The 24,539-nt window shown below is 72.2% G+C and carries 26 protein-coding genes; 17 read left to right on the top strand and 9 right to left on the bottom strand.

Annotation, left to right across the window (positions count from 1 at the left end):
- Positions 1 to 26 precede the first annotated feature (26 nt).
- The 5 genes from ACGFK0_RS08765 (at position 27) to ACGFK0_RS08785 (ending at position 3,815) form a co-directional block, all read left to right on the top strand.
- Positions 27 to 1,346 (top strand): M16 family metallopeptidase, encoded by a 1,320-nt coding sequence (locus ACGFK0_RS08765; protein ID WP_392901961.1) that lies wholly within the window; start codon positions 27 to 29, stop codon positions 1,344 to 1,346.
- Positions 1,347 to 1,417: 71 nt separating this feature from the next.
- A complete protein-coding gene (locus ACGFK0_RS08770) occupies positions 1,418 to 1,792 on the top strand; it encodes a phage holin family protein (RefSeq protein WP_392901963.1) in 375 nt (124 codons plus the stop codon).
- A gap of 88 nt (positions 1,793 to 1,880) precedes the next feature.
- Positions 1,881 to 2,504, top strand: coding sequence for an FMN-dependent NADH-azoreductase (locus tag ACGFK0_RS08775; protein WP_392901964.1), 624 nt, complete (start codon positions 1,881 to 1,883; stop codon positions 2,502 to 2,504).
- Positions 2,505 to 2,541: 37 nt separating this feature from the next.
- The gene (dapB, locus tag ACGFK0_RS08780; protein WP_392901966.1) at positions 2,542 to 3,279 is read left to right on the top strand and encodes a 4-hydroxy-tetrahydrodipicolinate reductase; all 738 of its coding nucleotides are present in this window, start codon (positions 2,542 to 2,544) and stop codon (positions 3,277 to 3,279) included.
- Positions 3,279 to 3,815 (top strand): transglutaminase family protein, encoded by a 537-nt coding sequence (locus tag ACGFK0_RS08785; protein WP_392901968.1) that lies wholly within the window; start codon positions 3,279 to 3,281, stop codon positions 3,813 to 3,815. Before dapB ends, ACGFK0_RS08785 begins: the two co-directional genes overlap by 1 nt.
- 87 nt (positions 3,816 to 3,902) lie before the next feature.
- Here ACGFK0_RS08785 and ACGFK0_RS08790 read toward each other — a convergent pair whose 3' ends face one another.
- Positions 3,903 to 4,775 carry a sigma-70 family RNA polymerase sigma factor gene (locus tag ACGFK0_RS08790; RefSeq protein WP_392901970.1) on the bottom strand — a complete coding sequence of 291 codons (873 nt, stop codon included), beginning with the start codon at positions 4,773 to 4,775 and terminating at the stop codon, positions 3,903 to 3,905.
- A gap of 99 nt (positions 4,776 to 4,874) precedes the next feature.
- Here ACGFK0_RS08790 and ACGFK0_RS08795 point away from each other — a divergent pair, with 99 nt between their 5' ends.
- The gene (locus ACGFK0_RS08795; protein WP_392901972.1) at positions 4,875 to 5,714 is read left to right on the top strand and encodes a hypothetical protein; all 840 of its coding nucleotides are present in this window, start codon (positions 4,875 to 4,877) and stop codon (positions 5,712 to 5,714) included.
- Between the two features lie 127 nt (positions 5,715 to 5,841).
- Here ACGFK0_RS08795 and ACGFK0_RS08800 read toward each other — a convergent pair whose 3' ends face one another.
- Together ACGFK0_RS08800 and modA are read right to left on the bottom strand one after the other, a co-directional pair.
- A complete protein-coding gene (locus ACGFK0_RS08800) occupies positions 5,842 to 6,507 on the bottom strand; it encodes a Uma2 family endonuclease (RefSeq protein ID WP_392901974.1) in 666 nt (221 codons plus the stop codon).
- 71 nt (positions 6,508 to 6,578) lie between these two features.
- Positions 6,579 to 7,358 (bottom strand): molybdate ABC transporter substrate-binding protein, encoded by a 780-nt coding sequence (gene modA / locus ACGFK0_RS08805; RefSeq protein ID WP_392901975.1) that lies wholly within the window; start codon positions 7,356 to 7,358, stop codon positions 6,579 to 6,581.
- Positions 7,359 to 7,469: 111 nt separating this feature from the next.
- Here modA and ACGFK0_RS08810 point away from each other — a divergent pair, with 111 nt between their 5' ends.
- Together ACGFK0_RS08810 and ACGFK0_RS08815 are read left to right on the top strand one after the other, a co-directional pair.
- Complete coding sequence (locus ACGFK0_RS08810; protein ID WP_392901977.1) at positions 7,470 to 8,162, top strand: uracil-DNA glycosylase; 693 nt, start codon at positions 7,470 to 7,472, stop codon at positions 8,160 to 8,162.
- A 119-nt stretch (positions 8,163 to 8,281) separates the two neighbouring features.
- The gene (locus ACGFK0_RS08815) at positions 8,282 to 9,298 is read left to right on the top strand and encodes a hypothetical protein (protein WP_392901979.1); all 1,017 of its coding nucleotides are present in this window, start codon (positions 8,282 to 8,284) and stop codon (positions 9,296 to 9,298) included.
- Here ACGFK0_RS08815 and ACGFK0_RS08820 read toward each other — a convergent pair.
- From ACGFK0_RS08820 to ACGFK0_RS08835, 4 genes are read right to left on the bottom strand one after another with little or no spacing between them, the layout of a single operon-like run.
- Positions 9,262 to 10,128 carry a 1,4-dihydroxy-2-naphthoate polyprenyltransferase gene (locus ACGFK0_RS08820; protein ID WP_392902860.1) on the bottom strand — a complete coding sequence of 289 codons (867 nt, stop codon included), beginning with the start codon at positions 10,126 to 10,128 and terminating at the stop codon, positions 9,262 to 9,264. The two genes, ACGFK0_RS08815 and ACGFK0_RS08820, sit on opposite strands and share 37 nt — an antisense overlap.
- Positions 10,129 to 10,161: 33 nt before the next feature.
- Positions 10,162 to 11,865 carry an MFS transporter gene (locus ACGFK0_RS08825; protein ID WP_392901981.1) on the bottom strand — a complete coding sequence of 568 codons (1,704 nt, stop codon included), beginning with the start codon at positions 11,863 to 11,865 and terminating at the stop codon, positions 10,162 to 10,164.
- A 56-nt stretch (positions 11,866 to 11,921) separates the two neighbouring features.
- A complete protein-coding gene (locus tag ACGFK0_RS08830) occupies positions 11,922 to 12,464 on the bottom strand; it encodes a GNAT family N-acetyltransferase (RefSeq protein WP_392901984.1) in 543 nt (180 codons plus the stop codon).
- Between the two features lie 55 nt (positions 12,465 to 12,519).
- Complete coding sequence (locus ACGFK0_RS08835) at positions 12,520 to 13,071, bottom strand: CGNR zinc finger domain-containing protein (protein WP_392901986.1); 552 nt, start codon at positions 13,069 to 13,071, stop codon at positions 12,520 to 12,522.
- 124 nt (positions 13,072 to 13,195) lie between these two features.
- On the opposite strand from ACGFK0_RS08835, the gene ACGFK0_RS08840 reads away from it, so the two are divergent.
- Positions 13,196 to 13,459 (top strand): hypothetical protein, encoded by a 264-nt coding sequence (locus ACGFK0_RS08840; protein WP_392901988.1) that lies wholly within the window; start codon positions 13,196 to 13,198, stop codon positions 13,457 to 13,459.
- Complete coding sequence (locus ACGFK0_RS08845; protein WP_392901990.1) at positions 13,456 to 13,818, top strand: VOC family protein; 363 nt, start codon at positions 13,456 to 13,458, stop codon at positions 13,816 to 13,818. Before ACGFK0_RS08840 ends, ACGFK0_RS08845 begins: the two co-directional genes overlap by 4 nt.
- An 11-nt stretch (positions 13,819 to 13,829) precedes the next feature.
- Here the strand turns inward: ACGFK0_RS08845 and ACGFK0_RS08850 are convergent, their stop codons facing one another.
- Complete coding sequence (locus ACGFK0_RS08850; RefSeq protein WP_392901992.1) at positions 13,830 to 15,221, bottom strand: PLP-dependent aminotransferase family protein; 1,392 nt, start codon at positions 15,219 to 15,221, stop codon at positions 13,830 to 13,832.
- Here ACGFK0_RS08850 and ACGFK0_RS08855 point away from each other — a divergent pair.
- Positions 15,220 to 16,212, top strand: a complete 993-nt coding sequence (locus ACGFK0_RS08855) for a DMT family transporter (RefSeq protein WP_392901994.1) — start codon at positions 15,220 to 15,222, stop codon at positions 16,210 to 16,212. The two genes, ACGFK0_RS08850 and ACGFK0_RS08855, sit on opposite strands and share 2 nt — an antisense overlap.
- Here ACGFK0_RS08855 and ACGFK0_RS08860 read toward each other — a convergent pair.
- Positions 16,202 to 16,378: a hypothetical protein gene (locus tag ACGFK0_RS08860; protein WP_392901996.1), complete on the bottom strand. Its 177-nt coding sequence runs from the start codon at positions 16,376 to 16,378 to the stop codon at positions 16,202 to 16,204. The genes ACGFK0_RS08855 and ACGFK0_RS08860 overlap by 11 nt on opposite strands.
- 236 nt (positions 16,379 to 16,614) lie before the next feature.
- Between ACGFK0_RS08860 and ACGFK0_RS08865 the strand changes: the two genes are divergently transcribed.
- The 6 genes from ACGFK0_RS08865 to ACGFK0_RS08890 all read left to right on the top strand — a co-directional run bounded on the left by ACGFK0_RS08865 (position 16,615) and on the right by ACGFK0_RS08890 (position 24,516).
- Positions 16,615 to 17,670, top strand: coding sequence for a hypothetical protein (locus ACGFK0_RS08865; RefSeq protein WP_392901998.1), 1,056 nt, complete (start codon positions 16,615 to 16,617; stop codon positions 17,668 to 17,670).
- A gap of 113 nt (positions 17,671 to 17,783) precedes the next feature.
- A complete protein-coding gene (locus ACGFK0_RS08870; RefSeq protein ID WP_392902000.1) occupies positions 17,784 to 18,005 on the top strand; it encodes a hypothetical protein in 222 nt (73 codons plus the stop codon).
- A gap of 252 nt (positions 18,006 to 18,257) precedes the next feature.
- The gene (dapA, locus tag ACGFK0_RS08875) at positions 18,258 to 19,157 is read left to right on the top strand and encodes a 4-hydroxy-tetrahydrodipicolinate synthase (protein WP_392902002.1); all 900 of its coding nucleotides are present in this window, start codon (positions 18,258 to 18,260) and stop codon (positions 19,155 to 19,157) included.
- Entirely contained in the window at positions 19,154 to 20,839 is a 1,686-nt protein-coding gene (locus ACGFK0_RS08880; RefSeq protein ID WP_392902005.1) for a ribonuclease J, read from the top strand. The genes dapA and ACGFK0_RS08880 overlap by 4 nt, the downstream gene beginning before the upstream one ends.
- Positions 20,840 to 20,990: 151 nt before the next feature.
- Positions 20,991 to 23,612, top strand: a complete 2,622-nt coding sequence (locus ACGFK0_RS08885) for a DNA translocase FtsK (RefSeq protein WP_392902007.1) — start codon at positions 20,991 to 20,993, stop codon at positions 23,610 to 23,612.
- A 148-nt stretch (positions 23,613 to 23,760) separates the two neighbouring features.
- A complete protein-coding gene (locus tag ACGFK0_RS08890; protein ID WP_392902009.1) occupies positions 23,761 to 24,516 on the top strand; it encodes a helix-turn-helix domain-containing protein in 756 nt (251 codons plus the stop codon).
- Positions 24,517 to 24,539: the final 23 nt, after the last annotated feature.

A 24,539-nucleotide genomic window follows, 5' to 3' on the forward strand; every position in this document is an offset into this window, starting at 1 on the left:
CTCCAACCACGGAATGTGAGCGACACGTGACCCTGCCGGCGAGGGCGCAGGAGCCCGGCACCACCACCACGATCCACACCGAGGGCGCCGGAGCGGTACGCCGCACCGTCCTGCCCGGGGGGCTGCGCATCATCACGGAGGCGCTGCCGACCGTGCGGTCCGCCGCGTTCGGCATCTGGTCGGCGGTCGGCTCCCGCGACGAGGCGCGCGCCGACGCCGGCGCGAGCCACTACCTGGAGCACGTGCTGTTCAAGGGCACGCGGCGGCGGTCGGCGCTGGAGATCTCCGCGGCGGTCGACGCGGTCGGCGGCGACCTCAACGCGTTCACCGCCAAGGAGTACACCTGCTACTACGCGCGGGTCCTGGACTCCGACCTCCCCCTCGCCGTCGACGTGGTGTCCGACATGGTCGCGGCGTCGGTGAACCGCCCCGAGGACGTCGAGGCCGAGCGCGGCGTGATCCTCGAAGAGATCCACATGCGCGACGACGACCCCGGCGACCTGATCCACGACGAGTTCGCCACCGCGCTGTACGGCGACACCCCGCTCGGACGTCCCATCCTCGGCACCGAGGACTCGATCAACACGCTGTCCCGGGACCGGATCCACGGCTACTACCGGGAGCACTACGTCCCGTCCAACCTGGTGGTTTCGGTGGCGGGCAACATCGACCACGACGAGGTCGTCCGGCTGGTGTCCCGCGCGTTCGAGGGGTATCTGACCGGCGACGCCGCGCCCGCCGCGCCGCGCCTGGACGGTGCGCCCGCGCCCATGGACCCGCGCAGCGTCGTGATCGACAAGGACACCGAGCAGGCCCACATCATCCTCGGCGGCGCCGGCGTGTCCCGTACCGACGACCGCCGATTCGCGCTCGGCGTGCTGAACGCGGCGCTCGGCGGCGGCATGTCGTCCCGGCTGTTCCAGGAGATCCGCGAGAAGCGCGGCCTGGCGTACTCGGTGTACAGCTACACCGCCCAGTACGCCGACTCGGGCATCTTCGGCGTCTACGCGGGCTGCCAGCCCGCCAAGGCCGAGGAGGTCCTGTCGATCTGCCGCGACGAGGTCGGCAAGGCCGCGGCCGAGTGCCTCACCGAAGAGGAGCTGGAGCGCGGCAAGGGGCAGCTGCGCGGCGCGATGGTCCTCGGCCTGGAGGACACAGGTTCCCGCATGAGCCGCATCGGCAAGAGCGAGCTGGTCTACGAGTCGCTGCTGGCGGTGGACGAGGTACTGGCCCGCATCGAGGCCGTCACGCTGGACGACGTCCGCGAGGTCGCCCGCGAAGTCCTCGCCGGCCCGCAGGCGCTCACCGTGATCGGCCCGGTGGGGGACCGCGACTTCACCGCCTGAGCCGTTCCGCCGCCCGAATCGTTACGCCGCATCGATCGCCAAACCGCCGCACTTCAGGTAGACCTTCGCAGGTGAAGATCCTTATCAGGCTTGTCATCTGCGCGATCGCCCTGTGGGTGGCCGAGGCCGTCCTGGACGGCATCGAGCTGACCGCCGGCGGCACGGCTGAGCGGGTGCTGACGCTACTCGCGGTCGCGGCCATCTTCGGCGTCGTCAACGCCGTCCTCAAGCCGCTCATCAAGGTACTGGGCTGCGCGTTCTACGTCCTGACCCTCGGCCTGTTCGCGCTGGTGGTGAACGCGGGCCTGCTCATGCTGACGAGCTGGGTGGCGGGGGAACTGGACCTGCCGTTCCACGTCGACTGGTTCTGGCCGGCGTTCTGGGGCGCGATCATCGTCGGCGTCGTCAGCTGGCTGCTCAACCTGTTCGTCTCGGACGACGACTGAGACCCGGTCTTGTCGAGCGGACTGAGGTCCGTTAATCTCCGGAGAAGTAACCGGACTCTAGTCCGCATGCTTCTCCGAGAGGACCCCCATGTCACGCCTGCTGCACATCTCCGCGTCCCCCCGAGGCGCCGCCTCCGAGTCACTGGCGATCGCGGAAACGTTCGCGGACGCCTACCGCGAGACCTACGGCGACGTCATCGACCACTACGACCTCTGGGACGGCACCCTCCCCGCGTTCGGCCCGGCGGGAGCCGGCGCGAAGATGACGGTGTTCGCGGGCGACGACCCGGCGGGGGAGCAGGCCGCCGCCTGGGAGGCCGCGCGGGCCGTCTTCGAGCGCTTCGACTCCTACGACCGCTACCTGTTCAGCGTCCCCATGTGGAATGCCGGCGTCCCCTACATCCTCAAGCAGTTCATCGACGTGGTCTCCCAGCCCGGGTGGGTCTTCTCCTTCGACCCGGACGGCGGCTACACCGGCCTCCTGCGCGGCAAGAAGGCCGCCGTCGTCTACACCAGCGCCGTCTACGGCGAGGGCCGCCCGCCCGCGTTCGGTACCGACCACCAGGCGCCTTTCCTGGACGGCTGGCTCCGCTGGGCCGGGGTCACCGACCTCAGCACCGTCACGTTCCGCCCCAACCTCGCCACCGCCGACGCGGAGACGGACCGCCGGACCGCGCACGCCGACGCACGCGAGCTGGGCAAGCGCTTCTGACGATAGGCTCGGGCGGGACGCCAACCGGGAGGAACACGTGATCAAGGTCGGGGTGCTGGGGTCGCGGGGCCGCATGGGCGCCGAGGTGTGCCGCGCGGTGCAGGGGGCCGGCGACACGGAACTCGTCGCCGCCGTCGACCAGGGCGACGCGCTCGACGCGCTGGCCGCCGCCGAGGTCGTCGTCGACTTCACCCACCCCGGCGTCGTCATGGACAACCTCAAATGGTGCGTCGAGCACGGCCTGCACGCCGTCGTCGGCACCACCGGCTTCGACCCGTCCCGCCTCGACACCGTGCGTTCCTGGCTGACCGACGACTCGGCCGGGAACGTCGTCATCGCCCCGAACTTCGGCATCGGCGCCGTCCTGATGATGCACTTCGCGCAGAAGGCCGCCCCGTTCTTCGAGTCCGTAGAGATCGTCGAGACCCACCACCCGAACAAGGCCGACGCCCCGTCCGGCACCGCCTACCGCACCGCCGAGCTGGTGTCCGCCGCCCGCGCCGAGGCCGGCGTCACCGGATCCCCGGACGCCACGACCTCCGAGGTCGACGGCGCCCGCGGCGCCGACGTGGACGGCGTCCGCGTGCACGCCGTCCGTCTCTCCGGCGCCATCGCCCACCAGGAGGTCGTCCTCGGCGGCCACGGCGAGATCTTCACGATCCGGCACGACTCGATGGACCGCGAGTCGTTCATGCCGGGCGTCCTGCTCGCCGTCCGCAAGGTCCCGGAACTCGACCGCCTCACGCTCGGCATCGAGACCCTCCTCGGCCTCTGATGGACTTCGCCGGCGACCCCTGGGACTACCTCGCCGCCTCCGAGGCGATCGACATCGAGCACCCGCTCGTCCAGTCGATCGCCGCGGAACTGCGCACCGGCGACGACATCGCCTACGCCCACGCGGCCTTCGATCACGTCCGCGACGAGGTCGCCCACTCCATGGACGCCGGTGACACCCGCGTCCCCTGGCGCGCCTCCGACGTCCTCGATCAGCGCACCGGCCTCTGCTACGCCAAGTCGCACGCCTACGTCGCCCTCCTGCGCGCGGGCGGCGTCCAGGCGGGCCTGTGCTACCAGCAGTCGTCCGGCATTCTGCACGGCCTCACCGCCGCGTTGGTCGACGACCGCTGGGTCTACCTCGACCCCCGAGGCAACAAGCCGGGCGTGGACGTCCGGTTCTCCCCCTCGGAGGACCGCCTCGCCTACCCCGGCGACCCGATCCACCCCACCGTCTACGCGGCCCCGCCCGAAGCCGTCCTGGAGGGCCTCAAGGCCATGCCGCGCCCCTCAGCGCTGCCCGCCACCCTCGAATGACCCTCCGCCCCGCACCACGCGCCCACCACGACCGTGTCGTCGTCGTTGGCGACTGGTGGGGCCGCGAAGTCCACCGTTCCCCGGGGATCAGCCGAGGAGGGTGAGGTCCAGGGCGGCGAGGCGGGCCGGGTCGGCGAGGATGTCGATTTCGGCGACTCTGCCGTCCACGATCGTGAAGGACAGGACGGACCTCGGACGGCCGTCGGCGACGCTGACGATCCCGGCGGTGCCGTTGACCAGCGCCGGGTACGTCTCGCCCGCCGTCTGGCGGAACATGAGCGCCTGCCCCGCCACCGCCGCCGCGCCGTGGATCTCCCTCCAGCCGTCCGCGCCCTGGTCGGCGCGCAGGACCACGTCGGGGGCGAGGACGGCGACGAGTGCCTCGAAGTCGCCGTCCTGCGCGGCGGCCCTGAACGCGTCGACGACCTCGCGCTGGCGTGCCGGGTCGCGTTCGGGGTCCGGCGCCGTTCCGCGCACCCGGCGGCGGGCGCGGCTGGCCAGTTGCCGTGCGGCCGCCGGGGACCGTCCCACGATCGGGGCGATGTCGTCGAACGGCACCCCGAACGTGTCGTGCAGCACGAACGCGAGCCGCTCGGCGGGGGTGAGGGACTGCAGGACCACCAGGAGGGCCAGCCCGACCGAGTCGGCCATCAGCGCCTCGTACTCCGGATCGGCGCCGCCGGCGGGACCGATGATCGGGTCCGGGAGGCGTTCCTCCAGGGGGTCCTCGCGGCGTGAGGTGCGCGAGCGCAGCATGTCCAGGCAGACCCGGCCGACGACCGTGGTCAGCCAGCCGCCCAGGTTCTCGATGTCGCCGGCGTCCGAGCGGCTGAGCCGCAGCCATGCCTCCTGGACGGCGTCATCGGCCTCGGCGAGCGAGCCGAGCATCCGGTAGGCTACCGCCTTCAGGTGGGTGCGGTGCCCCTCGAACCGCTCGGCCAGAAAGTCGCGCTCGTCCATCGTGTCCCCTCGGTCAGGTAGGTCATACCACTGACGGATCGGACTCCCGGGATGTGACGGGGCTTGTGCGCGCATGCGGGCGGGCTTAGCGTTCGGCGGATGGATGCCAAGCTCGCGCGGGACATGTGGAAGGCCATCGAACCGCTGCACGCGGTGACGTACTTCGCGGAGGAGTGCCGGACGGCCAACAAGGAGGCCGGGCTCAAGGGCTACTGGATGGGGTACTTCGGCAGCCGGGGCGCGCCGCTCGGAGCCGCGTCGGCCGGGACGATCGAGGCGACGTTCTTCGGGTTCCATCCGGCGCGGGTGCGGCGGGCCGTCCCGGACGCGTGGGATTTCGCTTCGCCGGAGACCATCCTGCGCGTAAGGAGTGAGGCCGCGGCGCGGGCCATGCGCAGGGCCTTCCCCGGGATCGAGGACGTGGCGGTGACCGCGGGGCCGCGGTTGCGGCAGGTCGTGCTGGCGGCGGACGCGGCGGGGCGTCCGCTGTTCGCGGCCAACCGGGACCTGCCCGTCCCCGAGGACCCCGTGGAGGCGCTCTGGCAGGCGACCACCGCGCTGCGGGAACACCGCGGGGACGGACACGTCGCCCTGCTCACCGGGGAAGGACTGAACGGGCTGGAGGCGAACGTCCTGGCGTCGGCCGTCGGGACCGTCCAGGCGGAGTGGCTGCGGGAGAGCCGCGGCTGGTCGCAGGAGGAGTGGGACGTGGCGGCCGGTGCGCTCACCGAGCGGGGGCTCTTGGAGCGAGGAGAGGCCACCGAGGAGGGACGTGCCTTCAGGGCGCGCATCGAACGGCGCACCGACGAACTCGCCGCGCCCCCGTACCGCGTCCTGGAGGAACCCGAGGCGATCTACGAGTCGCTCGTGCCCGCAGCGAAGGCGCTGGCGGACGAGATGCCGTTCCCCAACCCGATCGGCCTTCCCCGCGTCGGGTGATGCCCGCCCCAGCGGTGCGGGCGGGGTGACGAAGCCGCGGCCACGCGCCCTCGACGGCGTCATCGGGTGTCGGCGAGCGGCCGATCATTCCGGCGGACCGCTCGCCTTCACGCGGGTGCAGGTGCGCCTAGACCCCCTGCCAGGGCTCCCAGTCGCCGGTGGGGATCTCCAGGCCGAACGGCTCGGGCAGCTTGACCGGCTCCCCGAAGTCCCAGGTCACGGCCTCCCGGTACTCGCCGGTGGCGGTGTCCGGATCGGTGAACAGCGTCGTCCGCGCCGCCTGGGGATCACGATCGACCAGCAGGTAATGGGGGATCCCCACACGGGCGTAGCCGTTCCACTTGGTCGATCTGAACCGCTTTTTCCCGGGCAGCCGATCATCTGACACGGTGCTGGGCGAGGTCACCTCTAGCACGAGCTGGAGGTGCTCCGGGAGGGCCTTCTTGAGCTGCGCCCGGCGTGTCCGGGCGGCGACCTCCTTGTCGAGGATGCACAGATCCGGTATGTAGCCGTCGTGGATCTCGCTGAGGTTGACGTCCTGGGTCGCGATGCAGCGCCACCGGAACGACGCATCCCCGATGCGCGCCGCGGCGACGGCATCGGAGATGTCCTGGACGATGAAGTTGTGAGCCATGTCCGGCCCTGGTGACACGATGATCTCCCCACCGACGATCTCGACTCGGGTGCCGTCGTGGGGGAGATCCAGTACGTCGGCGAGCTCGTCCCGCGTCCAGAGGTTGTAGGGGGTGTCGGGGAGCTCGCGGTGGTGATGAACAGTGGCAAGTGTGCTCACTTTTGGTGATTCCTCCATCACGCTCGGCTCCCGTCACCATAGAGGACCGTGAGTAGTCAGCGTACCCGGATTCAGTGACCCCGTTGGGGAGTGGCGAAACCGTGCTTGTGGAACAGCTTCTGCGCGGCCGGGGTGACCAGCCACGACACGAACGCGTTCGCGGCCTCCTCGTGGTCGCCGTCCCGGACGGCCGCGGCGGGGAAGGCCGCGGTGACGTTCAGGTCCGCCGGGATCGGGACGCTGCTTGCGGCGACCCCCGCCGAACGCAGGTCGGTGATGTAGACGATCCCCGCGTCCGCCTCGCCGGCGCGCACCAGGTCCAGGACGGCCCGCGCGCTGATCACCTCGGAGTTCCAGTGGACGGTCAGGCCCGCCTTGGCGAGGACCTGGCGGGTGTAGCGGCCGACCGGGACGGTCCCGCCGCCGACCACCACCCGCAGCCCCGGCCGCGCCAGGTCGTGCAGCCCGCGGATGCGGTGGGGATTGCCGGGGCCGACGGCGATCGTGAGCGAGTTGTGCGCGACGGTCCGGCGGCGTTCCGCCAGGTCATCGCCGGCTTCGTCCAAGCTCGCCCGGTCCGCCGTCACCAGGACGTCGCCGGGGTCGTGGCCGGACAGCCGGTCGGCCATCTCGGGCGTGGCGCCGAACTCGAACCGCAGCCTGACGCCGGGGTGCGTCTGGGTGTAGGCCGTCCCCATCTCGCCGAACACCTCCTTCAGCGACGAGGTCGCCAGGACGGTGAGCGTGATCGGCTCGGGCGAGCCGCCGCAGCCCGCACCGAGGCCGGGCAGGACGAGTGCGGCGAGGAGCGCGGACGCGCGGAGCCGCCGCCGACGGGGGGAATCGGGCATATGGCCTCATCCTAGGGTCGGGGTGCTTTCGCTCCCGTGATTCGACCTGGCGTGTCAGTGGGCCGCACTAGTGTTTGCGGCAACTGGAGATCACGTCCCGGAGGCCCGACGATGTCCCTCGACCTGATGGAAATGCTGCCCGGTGACTGGCGGGAGCGGCTCGACCCGCTGCTCGACCCGCCGGCCACCGCCGCGCTGGGCGCGTTCGTCGCGGGGGAGTACGAGACGCAGACCGTCTACCCGCCGCGCGAGGACCTGTTCAGCGCGTTCCGGCACTGCCCGTTCGGTGGCGCCCGCGTCCTGATCCTCGGGCAGGACCCCTACCACGGCCCGGGCCAGGCGCACGGGCTCAGCTTCAGCGTGCGCGACGGGGTGCGGCTGCCGCCGTCGCTGCGCAACATCTACAAGGAACTGGCCACCGACCTCGACGTTCCGGTCACGGCGTCCGGCGACCTCACCCGGTGGGCCGACCAGGGCGTCCTGCTGCTGAACGCGGTGCTGACCGTCCGCGGCGGCGAGGCGGGCTCGCACGGCGGCAAGGGCTGGGAGGACTTCACCGACGCCGCGATCCGCGCGCTCAACGACAAGACCGACCGCGTGGTGTTCGTGCTGTGGGGCGCCTACGCCCGCAAGAAGGCACGTCTCATCACGGGGGCGCAGCACACCGTGATCGAGTCCGCGCACCCGAGCCCGCTCAGCGCGAAGAAGTTCTTCGGGACGCGCCCGTTCAGCGCCGTGAACAAGGCCCTCGTCGATGCGGGCCTCCCCGAGATCGACTGGGGACCGGAGGCCCGCGCGAACTGAGAGCGAAAGGCCCGGCGCCGGGCCCGTCGGTGTGGTTCCCCCGTGCGGGGGAGGCGTGGCGGGGTTTTCGTCCTGCGGCGGGAAGCGGTGCGCGGGCGGCGCCCGGCATCGTCGGGTCCATGACCGTTACAGCTCAGCCGTTCACGGGGCGGACGCGGATCGCGCGCGGTGGTCCCGGCCGTCTCCGACTGGTCGTCTGCGCGGCGACCATCGCCGCGTGCGTCCCCTACCTGACCATCAAGATCGCGTGGCTGTCCGGCAGCACGGTCGGGTGGAACGACACGGACGCGGCCAAGGAGTCCGCGCTCTACGTGGGCAACGCGATCACGATGGGCATGGACGCGATGGCCGTCGCCGTCGCGCTGGCGTTCACGTTCCGCTGGGGCATGCGCATCCCGGCGTGGCTGGTGCTGATGCCGATCTGGGTCGCCGCCGGGCTCCTCGCGCCGATCGTCCTCGCCGTGCCGCTGGGCAGCGTCCTCCAGGTGCTCTTCTCCTCGGAGCCGTTGAGCGCGTCCGGCGGCGCGCTCCAGGGCTGGGTGTACGGGGTCGTCTACACGGGCTTCACGGTGCAGGGTCTCGGACTGCTCGCCGCCTTCGTCCTGTACGCGCGGCACCGGTGGGCCGATGTCTTCACCGTCCGTACCAGGGACGTCCCCAAGGGCGCGACCCATCGGGTGCAGGCGCTCCTAGCCCGTGCGGCGGGTGTTCTCGCCGTTCTTTTCGCCGTCGTCCACCTCTTCTGGGCGTTCGGTGGGACGGCGGGTCTCACCGCCGAACAGGTCGATCACCGGAACGTTGTCCAGCACCTGGTCGACGGGACGGCGGCCCTGCTGGCGCTCGCCGGCGCGACGGCCCTCCTGGTGATCGTCCAGCGGGCCGGCCGTCCGGGGCGGTTCGTGGTCCCGCTGGCGGCGGCGTGGGTCGGGGCCGCCGCCACGTTCGCCTGGTCCCTGTACGGGCTCCTGGTGACGCTGAGCCACCCGGGGTTCCTGGACGGGGAGTCCACGGCGGCGCTCGACCTGACGGCGCTCTGCGGCGTGCTCGCGGGCGTCCTCATGGGCGTGACCGGCGCCTTCCTGCTCGCCGAGAGGGACGCTCAGAGCGCCAGGCCGATCGCCAGCAGCACCCCGTAGGCGATCTGGAGGCGGCCGGTCTCGCCCAGCACCGGGATCAGGTCGGGGCCGGTCGCGCCGTCCAGCACCTTCCGCGTGGGCGGCAGCGACAGCGGCGCCGCGAGCAGTGCGATCAGCACCCACGGGTGCGGGGCGGCCAGCGCCAGGACGAACATGAACGGCAGCGCGGTGCACGCCGCGTACAGGATCCGGGTCCAGGGGCCGCCGAGCAGCACGGCAAGGGTTCGTTTGCCCGCCTCGCGGTCGGTGGGGATGTCGCGCAGGTTGTTGGCGACGAGCAGCCCGCAGGCCAGCAGCCCGATCGGTACCGCCGCCGCCCACGCCTCCCACGGCAGCCCTTCGACCTGCACGTACACCGTGCCGACGACGGCGACGAGGCCGAAGAAGACGAAGACGGACACCTCGCCGAGCGCCCGGTAGCCGTACGGCGTCTTGCCGCCCGTGTAGAACCAGGCCGCGAGGATCGCCACCGCGCCGACCAGCAGCAGCCACCAGGTCGTCACGGCGGCGAGGACCAGCCCGGCCACGGCTGCGGCGAGGAAGCTGCCGAGTGCGGCGGCGAGCACCTGCCCGGGCGGCGCGGCCCTGGAACCGACGAGGCGGAGCGGGCCGACGCGGTCCTCGTCGGTGCCGCGGACGCCGTCGCTGTAGTCGTTGGAGTAGTTCACCCCGATCTGCAGGACGAGGGCGACGAACGCGGCCAGCGCGGCGCGCCACCAGACGGCGTGGCCCTCACCCGCGGCGACGCCGGTGCCGACGACGACGGGAACGAGGGACGCGGGCAGGGTGCGGGGCCGGGATCCGGCGACCCATTGGGAGAGCGTGGCCACAGTCACCGCTTGTTTCGTTGGACGACAGGGGGGCTAGTGCTTCGATTCTTCCCCATGGTCACCGCCGGGGCGGAGGCGCATCGACATCGCGAGTCCGAGCGCGAGGATCACCGCGGTGGTGAGCGAGGCGTGCCTGGTGGCGACGGCGAGGCTCTCGTCCGCGGCGCGGGCCGTGTCGGCCGTCCGGGGATCGGCGTGCAGGTCGCGACCGAACGTACCGGCGCTCTCCCGCAGTTCGCGGGCGACGGCGGCCTGCTTGTCGGGCGGGAGCGAGGAGCCCGACAGCCGGTCGGTCATCGTGTGCCCGAGGCTGGTCGCGAACACCGTCCCGATGGCGGCGATGCCGAGCGCCGCGCCGATCTGCCGGGCCGTGGACTGAGTCCCGGACGCCTGCCCCGACTGCTCCGGCGGGACGTCCGCCAGCGACACGTTCGTCAACTGCGCCGAGGTCAGGCCGAGGCCCACCCCGTACAGCAGCATCCACGGCGCGAGCCCGAGCCCGCCGGTGGTCGCCGACACCGTGAGGCCCAGCGCGACGACCGCGGCGACCTCCAGGACCATGCCGATCTGCACGACCCGGTGCGCGCCGCGCCGGTTCGCGAGCCTGCCCGCGTATCCGCCGGCCAGGAACGCGCCGGCGGCGAGGGGGAGGATCGCCAGGCTGATCTGCAGCGGGCTCGTGCCGTGCACGCCCAGCAGGAACAGCGGCAGGACGAACAGCAGCCCCAGTTCGCCGACGTTGATCAGGGCCGACGCCAGGTTCCCGCGGCGGAAGTTCGGGATCCGGAACAGATCCAGGTCGAGCATCACCGCGCGCCCGGCGGCCGCCCGGGACCGCTCCACGACGATCAGCGCCGCGATCAGCACGGCGGCGAGGGCGAGGACGACGGGGACCGGCGACGGCCCGGACTCCGGCCAGTCGAACCCGGCCATCGTGAACGGGCGTGTAGGGGTCCACCAGCCGTACGTCTGACCCTCGATGATCCCGCACACCAGTGCGCCGAGACCGAGCGCGGACAGCAGCCCGCCGGGCCAGTCGATCTCGCGCCGAACGCTCCCGGACCGGAACAGGAAGGCCAAGCGCGGCCTGTCCTTGGAGAGGGCGGCCGGGTGGGGGCTGCGGGACCGTGTCTCGGGCATGAGTGCGAGTGCGGCGGCGGCCAGGGCGATGCCGAGCGGCAGGTTGACGCCGAACGCCCAGCGCCAGTCGCCCGCGGTGGCCAGCGCCCCGCCCGCCAGCGGCCCGAGAGCGGCCATGCCGCTGATCACCGACCCCCAGATCCCGAACGCGACGGCGCGCTCCCGCCCGGTGAAGACGGCGTTCACCGTCGACAGCGCGGCCGGCAGGATCATCGAGGCGCCGACGCCCTGCAGGGCACGCGCGCCGATCAGCGCCGAGCCGTCGCCCGCCAGCGCGGCGGCGACGCTCGCCGCCGTGAACACCGCCATGCCGGCAACGAACATCCGGCGCCGCCCGAACAGGTCGCCCGCCCGGCCGAACGGGATCAGCAGCGCGGCGAACACCAGCGCGTACACCGAGGTGACCCACTCGGCGTCCGTGGTCGTCAGGCCCAGATCGGTGATGATCAGGGGCAGCAGCACGCCCACGATCGTGGCGTCCACGACGATCAGGGAGACGCCCAGGCTCATGACGACCATGCCCAGCCGGCGGCGGCGGCCGGCGGCGGGCGCCGCCGCGGAGGCGCGCGGCGGCGTCAGAGAGGTGGATTCGGGCACGACTTCAAAGATATGGCCGCGACCCCCGTGCCCTTCACCGACCCCGGGCGAACGCCCTAGTCGATGCTGATGTCGGTGTGCAGCCGGATCTGCCGGACGGGCTCGCCCATGTCGAGGGTGCGGGCCGTCCCGTCGGGGGCCCATCCGGCGGAGGCGAGGAACGTCCGGGTGACCTCGTCGTCCTCGAAGGCCCAGGTGATCAGGGTGCCGAACCCGTCCTCGCGGAGGAGGTCGGCGGTGGCGGCGAGCAGCCTGCTGCCGTGCCCGGCGCGGGCGTGCATCGGGTCGACCAGCAGCGTGATCAGTTCGGCCGAGCCGCCGGAGTCCAGGTCGGGGTCCTCGGCGGGGCCGTGCGCGGCGAATCCGACGACGAGGTCGGACGCGACCGCGACGAGCAGCCGGTGCCGGGGGCTCGGCGGCGCCGCCGCGGCCTCCGCCCACCGGTCGCGCCACGCCTCCGCGGCGTCCGGCCCGGTCACCCGTTCGAGGACGCCCGCCGGCAGCAGGTCGCGGTAGCCCTGCCGCCACGCCCGCACCTGGATGTCGGCGACGGCGGCGGCGTCCGCCCGCCGTGCGGGCCGCACTCCGACATCGGCCATTGCGTCGCACGTCCTCTCGTCCGGAATCACCGCCCACCCTAGCGAGCGGTGCGGATCACGCCGTCGGCGGACGGCGGCGCGCCCGGTAGGCGCGGGTCTTGGTGCGGTTTCCGCAGGTGCTCATGGAGCACCAGGCGCGGGACCGGTTCTTGGACGTGTCCAGGAACGCCCAGCGGCAGGTGTCCTCCTGGCAGACCTTGAGCCGTGGCCAGGTCCCGGCGGCGACGGAGCCGGTGATCGCGGCGGCGATGCGGGCGAGGCCGGCGGCGGCCGTCGCGGGCGGGTCGAGAGGGACGAGCGCGGGACGCGGTCCGGTGAACGTGAGCCGCAGGGGCAGTGCGGCGAGGGCGTCGTCCAGGTCGTCGGGGAGTTCGGCGCCGCGGGGGCCGTGGTTGGCGGCCATGGCCTCGCGGAGCCCTTCGCGCAGCGCGACCGCGGTGGCCAGGTCGGCGCCGGTGGCCTCGGTGTCCGCGGGGACGAGCCGGCGGCCGGCCAGCCACGCGGTGAGCCGGGCGGGCGTCGGGATCTCGTCCACGGCGGGCTCGACGTCGTAGGTGTTGACGAAGTCCCTCAGCAGCAGCGCGGGGTCCTCGTGAGCGTCGGTCATCACCCCTCCTGGCTGTCCGGTGAGCAGTCTACCAAGATGCAACACCGGCATTCGGTTTTGACTGGTTGCACTTCTTCGACACCAGCGTTACGGTTTAGATGGTGTCAACGAACGGGAGGGCGACATGAAGGAGCTGCCGTACCTGGCGGCGCTGGCCGTGCGGCACGAATGGGCCGGGCATGAGTACGCGCGGCTGCACGCCGACATCGTCGAGGCGCGGCTCATCGCCCGCGCGCGGTCCATCGAGCGCGCCGCCCGATGGCGGGCGTCGCTCCGTGACCGGCTCGGCGGACTGCGCCCGCCGCGCCGCCGCCGGCCCGCGCCCTACTGCGCGCGCGCCGCCGCACGCTCGGCGAACGCCGTCCGGATGGCGGGTGGTGTGCGATGACCGGCGTCAGCCCGAAGGTGAGCCACATCGTCATCGACTGCACCGACCTGGACGCCATGGCGGCGTTCTGGGGAGGGCTGCTCGGCATGAGGACGACGGACGCGACCGACGACTGGATCGACCTGGAGCCGATCGGCGGAACCGGGCCCGTCCTGTCGTTCCAGCTGGTCCCGGAAGGGAAGACGATCAAGAACCGGATTCATCTGGACCTCGACGTCCCCGACATCCGGCCCGCCGGCGAGCGCGCGGCGAGCCTCGGCGCGACCCCGGCCACCGGCCCGATGGGCAATCCCGCGTCCCCCTTCCGGGTCTGGCGCGACCCGGAGGGCAACGAGTTCTGCTTCTGCACGCAGCCGTGACGGGCGCCGCCTCATGAACGGAGCACGGCGGTGAGGCGGCGGACGCCCTCCGCCAGCTCCCGCTCCGAGGCCGCCGTCCCGTAGCTGATCCGCAGGTACGGGGCGGGGGGCTCGGCGGGGAAGAAGGGCCGCCCCGCGCTGACCAGGACCCCCGCGCGCAGGGCGGCCTCGGCCAGCTCCGTGTCGTCCACGCCGTCCGGCAGCCGCGCCCACAGGTGAAGACCGCCGGCCGGATGGTTCACGCGCAACTCCGGCAGGTCCCGGGCGAACGCGGTGCGGACCGCGTCCCGGCGCGACCGCAGCGCCGCGCGGACGGCCCGCAGGTGCCGCGCCCAGCCGGGGGAGCTGACCAGCTCCAGCAGCGTCTCCTGCATGGGCCTGGCCGGGAAGAACTCCTCGACGAGCTGCGTCGCGCGGATCCGCTCGGCGACCGGGCCGCGGGCGATGACCGCCGCGATCCGCAGGCTGGGTGCGGTGGCCTTGGTCAGGGACGCGATGTGCACGACGCGGCCCTCGGCGTCCTGCGCGATCAGCGGCGGCGGGGGCGCGGCGATGCCGAGGTGCCGCGCGAAGTCGTCCTCGATCACGAACGCGCCCGCCGCGCGCGCCACGTCCAGGACCTTCGCGCGCCGCTCCGCGCTCAGCACGGCGCCGGTCGGGTTGTGGAAGGACGGCTGGCAGTAGAACGCCCGCGCCCCGCTCATCGCGAACGCCTCGGCGAGCAGGCCGGGGCGGACGCCGTCCGCGTCCACCGGGACCGGGACCGGGTGCAGCCCGCTCGCCCGGGCGACGGCGAGGACGCCGAGGTAGGTCGGCGACTCGACCAGCACGGGCGCGCCCGGCCGCAGCATCGCCCGCAGCACGGTCGTCATCGACTGCTGCCCGCCGCTGGTGATCAGCACGTCGGCGGGGGTGACGGCGCCGCCGACCGTCCGGGCGAACCAGGCGCGCAGCCCGGTCATCCCGCCGAGCGGCGGCATCTCCCAGGCGTCCGGGCGCCGGGCCGCCCGCGCCGCCGCCGTGGCGAGCGCGCGGACCGGCTGGAGCGCGGGGTGCAGGTAGCCGCCGCTGAGCGCCACCACGCCGTCCGGGGCCGGGGTGAGCAGCCCCGCCACGCCGGCCGGGTCCACCGACCGGTCGCCCAGCGCCACGGCCTGCCAGCCGAGGTCGGCCGGTTCGCCGCCGGCCGGGGGGCGCTCGGCGGCGAACGCGCCGCTGCCGGGCCGGGTCACCACCAGGCCCTCGGCGGCGAGCAGCCCCAGCGCACGCGACACCGTCACCGGGCTGACCCTGTGCCGCTCGACGAGCGCCCGGCTCGACGGCAGCCGCTCGCCCGGGTTCAGCCGGCGGACGTCGGCGCGCAGCGCGTCGGCGAGCACCGCCACACTGCTATCGTCTTTCATGAGGACCAAAGATAGCGCTACTGTCTCCCGGCCGATAGCGGGCACCGTCTTCGGGCGGGGTCTCGGGCTCGCCTCGCTCGGCGTCCTGATCTTCTCCCTCACCCTCCCCAGCACGGTTCTCGCGCTGGACGGACTCGACCCCTACCTCGTCGGCGTCGGCCGTGCGGCCGCCGCCGCCGTCCTCGCCGCCCTCGCACTGCTATCGGTGCGAGCCCGCCCACCGCGGCGCGGCCAGTGGGCGGGCCTCGCGGCCGTCGCCGCCGGCGTCATCTTCGGGTTCCCGGTGCTCAGCACGCTCGCGCTCGACCACGGCGCCTCGTCCTCGCACTCGGCCGTCGTGGTCGGGCTGCTGCCCGCCACCACCGCCGTGTTCGGCGTCCTGCGGGCGGGGGAGCGGCCGTCCCGCGCGTTCTGGTTCGCCGGCGCGGCCGGGGCGGCCTGCGTCACCGGCTTCGCCCTGATCCGCGGCGCCGGCCACGTCACGGCCGCCGACCTGCTGCTGTTCGGCGCCCTGGTCGCCGCCGCGGCCGGCTACGCCGAGGGCGGGCGGCTGGCCCGCGACATGCCCGGCTGGCGCGTCATCTCCTGGGCGCTCGTGCTGGCCGCGCCCATCACCGTCCCTGCGACCGCGTGGCTGCTGGCCACGACCGATCCCGCCTGGACCGGACGCGCCGCGCTCGGTTTCGGGTACGTCGCCGCGTTCTCCGCCTACCTCGGCTTCTTCGCCTGGTACGAGGGCCTCGCGCGGGCGGGAATCGCCCGCGCCAGCCAGGTCCAGCTGGCCCAGCCGGTGATGACCCTGCTGTGGTCGGGGCTCTTGCTCGCCGAGCGGATCGACGCGACGACCGCGCTGGCCGCGGTGGCGGTCCTGGTCTGCGTGGCCCTGACCCAGCGCACCCGCGTGAACCGACGTTCGCCTGCGGTGCGCCGCCCTTGTGAGAGCGCTGTAAAGCGCGACACGCCGCAGGTCAACGAATCGGCTAGTCCTTGACGATGTGGGCGAGGAGGGTGATCACCCCTACGCCCACGCCTATGGGGATGGCGACCCTGGGGGCGGCGGCGGTGAGGACGGCCGCGCCGATCGCCACGAGAATGATCACGAGGGCCCGCGTGCTGATCAGCGGCCGCGGTTCGCCTTGCTCGGGTGGTACTCGCATGCCGGTTCGACCTCCATCCGGATGGACGGTAAGGACCGGGCGGTTCCCCATCGCGGCATGGGCCGACACCACTGAACCGCTCGTCACCATAGGGTTCCCCCGATGTCAACGCCCGCCGCGCGCGGCGCGCGATCACGACCCGATCATGATCGTTTCATGGGCGGGCCGTGGTCGGTGCAGGGCGGACCCGGGCGCATTGCGGCCGATCCGCCCGTTCGATCCGGGATCATTGCCGGATGGTCAGAATCGGGCGGGTCGGTGGTGCGCTGGGCAGGGCGCTGCGGTGGGCGGGGTGGGCGGCGGCCCTCATGCTCGGCCTCGCCGCCCTCGTGTTCGCCGGGGCCTGGGTGTGGTGGCAGCAGGATCCCGAGGCGCGCGGCACCGAGGCCAACGCGCTGTGGGCGCGGCACCAGTGGGTGGGGGAGCCGCACACCGACGCGGAGTACCGCGCGCTCGGCGCATTGCTGAAGCAGAACCGCATCACCGACGTGTTCTTCCACACGGGCCCGTTCGAGTCGGACGGGACGGTCCCCGCCGCCAAGTACCGCCATGCCCCGCAGCTCATCGAGGCCATGCGCGAATACGCGCCCGGAGTCCGAGCCCAGGCGTACCTGGGGCAGATAAGGGTGGTGGAAGGCGAGGGCGTCATCGACCTGGACGATCCGGCCGTGCGCGAACAGGTCCTGAAGACCGACGCGGCATTCCTCGATCTCGGATTCGACGGCATCCATTACGACTTCGAGCCCATCTATCCCGACGACGACGCATTCATGACGCTGATGGACCGCACCCGCGAGCTGACCCGGTCGAGGGGACGGCTGCTGTCGGTGGCGCTGGAGCAGCCGACGCTCTTGGACGCCGCCCAGCCGGTGTACAAGGCGCTCATTCCGCGCAAGGGCCCGATCCACTACCCGCCTCGTCCGACCGCGGACTTCCTGCGCGCCGTCGCCGACCGCGCCGACCAGGTCGCGATCATGACCTATGACGTGTCGCTGCCGACCGAGGCCCTGGCCGGGTGGCACTTCGCCCGGCACACCCGCACGACGCTGGAGCTCATCGGCGACCGCACGACCGTCTTCATGGGCGTGCCCACGTACCGTCCGCTGATGGACTGGGCGGAGGACCTGCCGGTCGCGCTGCGCGGCGTCCGGCGGGGGATCGATGACCTGAAGCGGCCACCGACGCGTCCGTACGGCGTCGGGGTGTATGCGGGCTGGACCACTCAGCCCGGCGATTGGGCACGTTATCGCGCTATTTGGCTGCCCGCGGCGACGGCGGGTCCCGGCGGCTGAGAAACCCGGCCGGCGACGTTCGGAAAGGGTCGGGTAACCGTACGGCCGCGGGGGTACTGCTCGGTGCGGAAGTCAGGATTCGACCAGCGGACGGCAAAGAAAGGGGCGAGGCGATGGGCCCTCAGCAGACCGCGTGGCGTGACGCCGACCGGCTCAGCGAGCTGTCGGCCGAGTTCACCGGCTGGCGGCTCGGACGAGGCGGATCAGGCCATTGGTGGGCCGTCCGCGGCAACGATCTCGTGCGCACTCCCGACGTCGAGGAACTGCGCGTCCGGCTACACGAGATGACCGCTGGGTCACGTTATCCAACCGAGTCCGGGAAGTGGCCGGACTGACCCCGTAACGCGGCATTTGCGTGCCACGATGTGGATGTGGGAGCCGCCGCCACGCGTACCCCCGAGCGTGTGGCGGCGGCTTCTTCCACGCCGTTTCCGTCCCGCTTTCGCACCCGGACTCCCGCTCGGCGCCGATGCCCGCCCGATGCCCGTCCCAGGTCACCTTGGACCTGCGGGTCCACCTGCCGCGCCCGGAACGGTACCGTTCGATGCATGGCACCCAGCACATCACCTGACGCTCCGTTCGGACGGATGTTGACCGCCTTGGTCACTCCGTTCCTGCCGGACGGCGGCGTCGACTACGACGGCGCCGCGCGCCTCGCGACCCACCTGGTCGACGAGCGGCGCCACGACGGCCTGGTCGTCAACGGGACGACGGGCGAGTCGCCGACGACGAGCGACGACGAGAAGCGCAGGCTTCTGCACGCGGTCATCGATGCGGTCGGCGACCGCGCCGTGATCGTCGCCGGTGCCGGAACCAACCACACGGAGCACACCCTCCAGCTCGCGCGGCAGGCCGAGGCCGCCGGCGCGCACGCTCTGCTCGTGGTGACGCCGTACTACAACAAGCCCCCGCAGGAAGGCCTCGTCCGCCATTTCACGGCCGTGGCCGACGCGACGGGGCTGCCGTGCATGCTCTACGACATCCCCGGGCGCGCGGGGGTGCCGATCGAGAACGACACGCTGGTGAAGCTCGCCGAGCACCCGCGGATCGTCGCCGTCAAGGACGCCAAGGGCGACCTGTTCGGCGCGTCCAGGGTGATGGCCCAGACCGATCTCGTCTGGTACTCCGGCGACGACAACCTCAACCTGCCCTGGCTTTCGGTCGGCGCGGCGGGGTTCGTCAGCGTGGTCGGACATGTCGTGGGCGCCGAACTCCATGAGATGATCGACGCTTACCGCGCCGGTGACCCCGGGCGGGCGCTGGAGATCCACCGGCGGCTGCTGCCCGTGGTCACCGCCATCATGACCCGTACGCAGGGCGCCATCGCCGTCAAGGCAGCGCTGAACCTGCTCGGCCTCCCCGGAGGCGGCCCGCTGCGCGCGCCGCTCGTGGAGGCTTCGCCGGAGTTCGCGGCGCGACTGCGTGAAGACCTCACGATAGGGGGAGTCAAAGTGCCGGAGGTAGCCATCCCGGAGGTCGCCCGGTGAGTCATCCTCACCCGGAGCTCTCGGACCCGCCCGCGCCGCCCGAGGGCGGTCTGCGCATCGTCGCGCTCGGCGGGCTCGGGGAGATCGGCCGCAACATGACCGTGTTCGAACACGGCGGCCGGTTGCTCGTCGTCGACTGCGGCGTGCTGTTCCCCGAGACCGAGCAGCCCGGAATCGATCTGATCCTGCCCGATTTCGAATACATCAGGGAGCGCCTGGACGACATCGAGGCCGTCATCCTCACGCACGGCCACGAGGACCACCTCGGCGCCGTCCCGTACCTGCTGCGCGAGCGCCGCGACATCCCGATCATCGGCTCGAGGCTGACGCTGGCGCTGCTGGAGGCCAAGCTCACCGAGCACCGCATCAAACCGGTCACCGACGTGGTCGTGGAGGGCGAGCGGCGCACCCTCGGGCCGTTCGACTGCGAGTTCCTCGCCGTCAACCACTCGATCCCGGACGCGCTCGCCGTCGCCATCCGCACCTCCGCCGGTCTCGTCCTGCACACCGGCGACTTCAAGATGGACCAGCTGCCGCTGGACGGCCGGCTCACCGACCTGCCCGGGTTCGCCCGGCTCGGCGGCGAAGGCATCGACCTGCTGATGTCGGACTCGACCAACGCCGAGGTCCCCGGCTTCGTCACCAGCGAGCGCAACATCGGCCCGGTCGTCGACGAGGTGTTCCGCACCGCGCAGGAACGGCTCATCGTCGCCTGCTTCGCCTCGCACATCCACCGCGTCCAGCAGGTGCTCGACGCCGCCGTCGCCAACGGCCGCAAGGTCTGCTTCGTCGGGCGGTCGATGGTCCGCAACATGGGCGTCGCCCGCGAACTCGGGTACCTCAGCGTCCCCGAGGGCATCATGGTCGACCAGAAGGAGCTGGACGACATCCCCGGCGACCGGCTGGTGCTGGTGTGCACGGGCTCGCAGGGCGAGCCGATGTCGGCGCTGTCGCGGATGGCCAACCGCGACCACTCGATCCGCATCACCGACCGCGACACCGTGATGCTGGCGTCCTCGCTGATCCCGGGCAACGAGAACGCGGTCAACCGCGTCATCAACGGCCTCACCCGGTGGGGCGCCCGCATCGTGCACAAGGGCAACGCGCTCGTGCACGTGTCCGGGCACGCGTCGGCGGGCGAACTGCTGTACGTGCTCAACGTGACCAGGCCGGCCAACTTCATGCCGATCCACGGCGAGTGGCGGCACCTGCGTGCGCACGCCAAGCTCGCCGCGCTCACCGGGGTGTCCGACGATGGCATCGTCATCGCCGAGGACGGCGTCGTCGTCGACCTCGTGGACGGGCGCGCCCGCATCGTCGGCGCCGTCCCCGCCGGATACGTGTACGTGGACGGCCTGTCGGTCGGCGAGGTCACCGAGACGTCGCTGAAGGACCGGCGCATCCTCGGCGAGGAGGGCTTCGTCTCCATCGTCGTCGGCATCGACTCGACGTCCGGCAAGCTCGTCGCGGGCCCCGAGGTGCACGCCCGCGGCGCAGGCATCGTCAACGAGGACTTCGACGAGATCATCGCGCGGATCGAGGCCGTGCTGACGGACGCCGCCGGCGACGGGGTGAACGACCTGCACCAGCTGGGCCAGGTCATCCGCCGCACGGTCGGCAAGTGGGTGAGCGACAACTACCGGCGCCGCCCGATGATCGTCCCGGTCGTCGTCGAGGTGTGACACGGCCGTGCCGGCCGCGGGGCCACGTGTCCCGCGGCCGGCGCACGGCCGGAACGCCCGCTCCCGGAACGCCCGCTCCCGGAACGTCCGGTTCCAACACGCCCGTCCGTCATCCCGGGAACCCCCGGGGTCCTTGGTTACTCTCATAACCATGGCCACACGTGCGTCCGGGGGCGCGAAAAGCTCCTCGCGTGCGGGGGGCAGTGCGGCTCGCAAGCCCGCAAGGTCGGCCCCCCGGAAGCGACCGAGCGGCGGTACCGGAAGAGGCGGGAACCGCGGCTCGGGCCGCGGTCGTCCCCCGCAGAAGCCCGATCCGATCTCCCAGGCGGTCCTCGGGTTCTTCAGGCTCCTGTTCAAGCTGTACCTGCTCGCCGCCGTCGCGGTGGGCTCGGTCTTCCGCGCCTACGGGCACGGCGCCCGCAACCTCGACGCCGAGCACCGCCGCGACGGGCTCGGGCTGGCGCTGCTCGGCTCGTCCATCGTGCTGGCCTCGGTCACCTGGTTCCGTCCCGACGGCGTCGTCACGATCGCGCTGGAGAAGGTCGTGCGCGGCGGCCTGGGCGTCATCGCGATGGCGCTGCCCGTCCTGCTGGCCCTGCTGGCGTGGCGGACGCTGCGCCACCCCGAGCACCACGAGGACACCGGCCGCATCGTCATCGGCATGACCGCGCTCGGCGTCGGCGTGCTCGGCATCCTGCACATCGCGGCCGGTGTCCCGTCGCCCGCGAAGGACATGGACGGGGTGCGCGAGTCGGGCGGCGTGATCGGCTGGCTGGTGTCGGCCCCGCTGGACGCGGCCCTCAGCGGGTGGGTGGCCGTACCGCTGCTGCTGCTCCTGTCCGGCTTCGGGTTGCTGGTCGTCACCGCGACCCCCATCAACCGGGTCCCCGAACGCGTCGCGGACCTGTGGGCGGTGGCGACGCTGCAGGGGCGTCCGCAACGCGCCTCCGCCGCCGGCGAGGGTGAAGGCGACGGCGAGGCCGAGGCGCCGAAGAAGCGCCGCCGCAAGAAGAAGACCGGCGACGGGGAGCCGGACGAACTGGAGGTCGGCGAGCACTCCAGGCCCTACGACACGCCGCTGCTGGAGGACGACCCGAAGAAGGCCGACCGCCCGCGGCGCGACCTCGCCGACGAGCTGTTCGAGCCGGACCCGTTCCGGGCGGACGTCCCGCCGCCCGCGCCTCCGGCCGACGACGAGCCGCCGGCGGACGTGCACGTGGCGGGCGGCGACGCGCCGCAGTCGCAGGTCCCCGACCCGACGCCGGCGCCGCGCCGGTCCGAGCAGCTGCCGCTGTCGTCGTCCGGCGAGATCTACATGCTGCCCGACCCGTCGGCGCTGCGGCCGGGCAGCGTGCTCAAGCCGCGGACGAAGGCCAACGACACGGTGGTGAACGCGCTGACGGGGGTGTTGGAGCAGTTCGACATCGATGCGCAGGTGACCGGGTTCACGCGGGGTCCGACGATCACGCGGTACGAGATCGAGCTGGGTCCGGCGGTGAAGGTGGAGAAGGTCACCGCGCTGACCAAGAACATCGCGCTGTCGGTCAAGAGCGCGGATGTGCGGATCATCTCTCCGATTCCCGGGAAGTCGGCGATCGGGGTGGAGATCCCCAACACCGACAAGGACATCGTCAGCCTCGGTGATGTGCTGCGTTCCCCGGCCGCGACCAATGAGCACCATCCGATGATCGTCGGGCTCGGCAAGGACGTCGAGGGCCGCACGGTGGTGGCGAACCTGGCGAAGATGCCGCACATCCTGATCGCGGGGGCGACCGGTGCGGGTAAGTCGACGTGCATCAACGGGTTGATCACTTCGATTCTGATGCGCGCCACGCCGGACGAGGTGCGGATGATCCTGGTCGATCCCAAGCGGGTCGAGCTGACGATGTACCAGGGCATCCCGCATCTGATCACGCCTATCATCACCAGTCCGAAGAAGGCGGCCGAGGCGCTCGACTGGGTCGTGGGGGAGATGGACCGCCGCTACGACGATCTGGCGGCGTCGGGTTACCGGCACATCGATGACTTCAACAAGGCGGTGAAGGCGGGCAAGCTCAAGCCGCCGCCCGGCAGCGAGCGGGTGTACACGCCGTACCCGTACATGCTGGTCATCGTGGATGAGCTGGCCGACCTGATGATGGTCGCGCCACGCGACGTGGAGGACTCGGTCGTGCGCATCACCCAGCTGGCCCGTGCCGCCGGGATCCATCTGGTGCTGGCGACGCAGCGGCCGTCGGTGGACGTCGTCACCGGCCTGATCAAGGCGAACGTGCCGTCCCGGCTGGCGTTCGCGACGTCCTCGCTGTCCGACAGCCGCGTCATCCTCGACCAGCCGGGCGCGGAGAAGCTCGTCGGGCAGGGCGACGCGCTGTTCCTGCCGATGGGCGCGAGCAAGCCGATGCGCCTCCAGAACGCCTACGTGGCGGAGAAGGAGATCAGCGGGATCGTCGACCACTGCAAGGCGCAGATGGAGGCGAACTACCGGGAGGACGTCGCCGCGGCGGGCGCGCCGAAGAAGGAGATCGACGAGGAGATCGGCGACGACATGGACCTGCTCGTCCAGGCCATCGAGCTGGTCGTGTCCACCCAGTTCGGGTCGACGTCGATGCTGCAGCGCAAGCTCCGGGTCGGGTTCGCCAAGGCGGGACGCCTGATGGACCTGATGGAGAGCCGCGACATCGTCGGGCCGAGCGAGGGCTCCAAGGCGCGCGACGTGCTGGCCAAGCCGGACGATCTCCCCGGGGTGCTCGCGGAACTGCGCGGCGGCGGGTGAGCCCGGAACGGGTGCGCCTGCCGGGGCATGGCGGAATGATGCGAAATCTTGCCCTGTTTCGAACGTGTCGGCTGTCGCCCAGCGGGCATGGCCGTTCCTAGACTGATGTCGCAAGAGATCGGCGACGAGTGCCCTCAGGAGGCCCGGCGTGAGCATCGGCGAGACCTTGGCTCAGGAACGTCAGCGGGCGGGTCTCTCGGTGACACAGGTGAGTCTTCAGACGCGGATCCGGGAGACCGTGATCCGCGGCATCGAGGCCGACGACTTCTCCTACTGCGGCGGCAACTTCTACGCCCGCGGGCACATCCGCAGCATCTCCCGGGTCATCGGCATCGATCCGGAGCCGCTCGTCGCGGAGTTCGACTCGGCGCACGGCGGCGCGCCGCAGCCCGTCTCGGCCGTGTCGGCGTTCGAGCCGGAGCAGCCCGTCGCGTTCCGTGAGCGCAGGGCGCCGAACTGGAGCGCCGCGATGGCGCTCGCCCTCGCCGTCGTGGTGATCTACGGCGTCTTCCAGGTGGTCGGCAGCGGCGGCGGCGGGGAGCGGCGCACCGCGCAGCAGGTCGCCGGGACGCCCGCGCCCTCGACGCCGGCGCCCGCCACGTCCGCGCCGCCGAAGCAGAGCGACCCGGTCGCGGCGTCGCCGCGCACCAAGGTGGAGGTCCGGGTCGAGGCCGAGCGTACGACGTGGCTGAACGCCCGTGACGAGAAGGGCAGAACGCTGTTCAGCGGCATGCTCCGCAAGGGCGACACGGAGGACTGGACGGCCAAGAAGGAGATCCGGCTGGTGATCGGGGTGGGCGGCAGCGTCAGCCTGACCGTCAACGGCAAGGACCTCGGCTCCCCGGGCGAGGGCGACGGCGTGCAGCGGCTGAGTTTCGACCGCGGCGACCCGGGATCCGCCTGACCGGAGACCCGTCCCGCAGCGAC

It is taken from the genome of Spirillospora sp. NPDC048823, from assembly GCF_043198445.1.
Lineage (GTDB): Bacteria > Actinomycetota > Actinomycetes > Streptosporangiales > Streptosporangiaceae > Spirillospora.

Bases quoted from the DNA above. Each gene is read 5' to 3' on its own strand.
- ACGFK0_RS08775 (WP_392901964.1), top strand. From the start codon at position 1,881: ATGTCACGCCTGCTGCACATCTCCGCGTCCCCCCGAGGCGCCGCCTCC.
- ACGFK0_RS08785 (WP_392901968.1), top strand. From the start codon at position 3,279: ATGGACTTCGCCGGCGACCCCTGGGACTACCTCGCCGCCTCCGAGGCG.
- ACGFK0_RS08790 (WP_392901970.1), bottom strand. From the start codon at position 4,775: ATGGACGAGCGCGACTTTCTGGCCGAGCGGTTCGAGGGGCACCGCACC.
- ACGFK0_RS08795 (WP_392901972.1), top strand. From the start codon at position 4,875: ATGGATGCCAAGCTCGCGCGGGACATGTGGAAGGCCATCGAACCGCTG.
- modA (WP_392901975.1), bottom strand. From the start codon at position 7,358: ATGCCCGATTCCCCCCGTCGGCGGCGGCTCCGCGCGTCCGCGCTCCTC.
- ACGFK0_RS08810 (WP_392901977.1), top strand. From the start codon at position 7,470: ATGTCCCTCGACCTGATGGAAATGCTGCCCGGTGACTGGCGGGAGCGG.
- ACGFK0_RS08815 (WP_392901979.1), top strand. From the start codon at position 8,282: ATGACCGTTACAGCTCAGCCGTTCACGGGGCGGACGCGGATCGCGCGC.
- ACGFK0_RS08830 (WP_392901984.1), bottom strand. From the start codon at position 12,464: ATGGCCGATGTCGGAGTGCGGCCCGCACGGCGGGCGGACGCCGCCGCC.
- ACGFK0_RS08835 (WP_392901986.1), bottom strand. From the start codon at position 13,071: ATGACCGACGCTCACGAGGACCCCGCGCTGCTGCTGAGGGACTTCGTC.
- ACGFK0_RS08840 (WP_392901988.1), top strand. From the start codon at position 13,196: ATGAAGGAGCTGCCGTACCTGGCGGCGCTGGCCGTGCGGCACGAATGG.
- ACGFK0_RS08845 (WP_392901990.1), top strand. From the start codon at position 13,456: ATGACCGGCGTCAGCCCGAAGGTGAGCCACATCGTCATCGACTGCACC.
- ACGFK0_RS08855 (WP_392901994.1), top strand. From the start codon at position 15,220: ATGAGGACCAAAGATAGCGCTACTGTCTCCCGGCCGATAGCGGGCACC.
- ACGFK0_RS08850 (WP_392901992.1), bottom strand. From the start codon at position 15,221: ATGAAAGACGATAGCAGTGTGGCGGTGCTCGCCGACGCGCTGCGCGCC.
- ACGFK0_RS08860 (WP_392901996.1), bottom strand. From the start codon at position 16,378: ATGCGAGTACCACCCGAGCAAGGCGAACCGCGGCCGCTGATCAGCACG.
- ACGFK0_RS08865 (WP_392901998.1), top strand. From the start codon at position 16,615: ATGGTCAGAATCGGGCGGGTCGGTGGTGCGCTGGGCAGGGCGCTGCGG.
- ACGFK0_RS08870 (WP_392902000.1), top strand. From the start codon at position 17,784: ATGGGCCCTCAGCAGACCGCGTGGCGTGACGCCGACCGGCTCAGCGAG.
- dapA (WP_392902002.1), top strand. From the start codon at position 18,258: ATGTTGACCGCCTTGGTCACTCCGTTCCTGCCGGACGGCGGCGTCGAC.
- ACGFK0_RS08885 (WP_392902007.1), top strand. From the start codon at position 20,991: ATGGCCACACGTGCGTCCGGGGGCGCGAAAAGCTCCTCGCGTGCGGGG.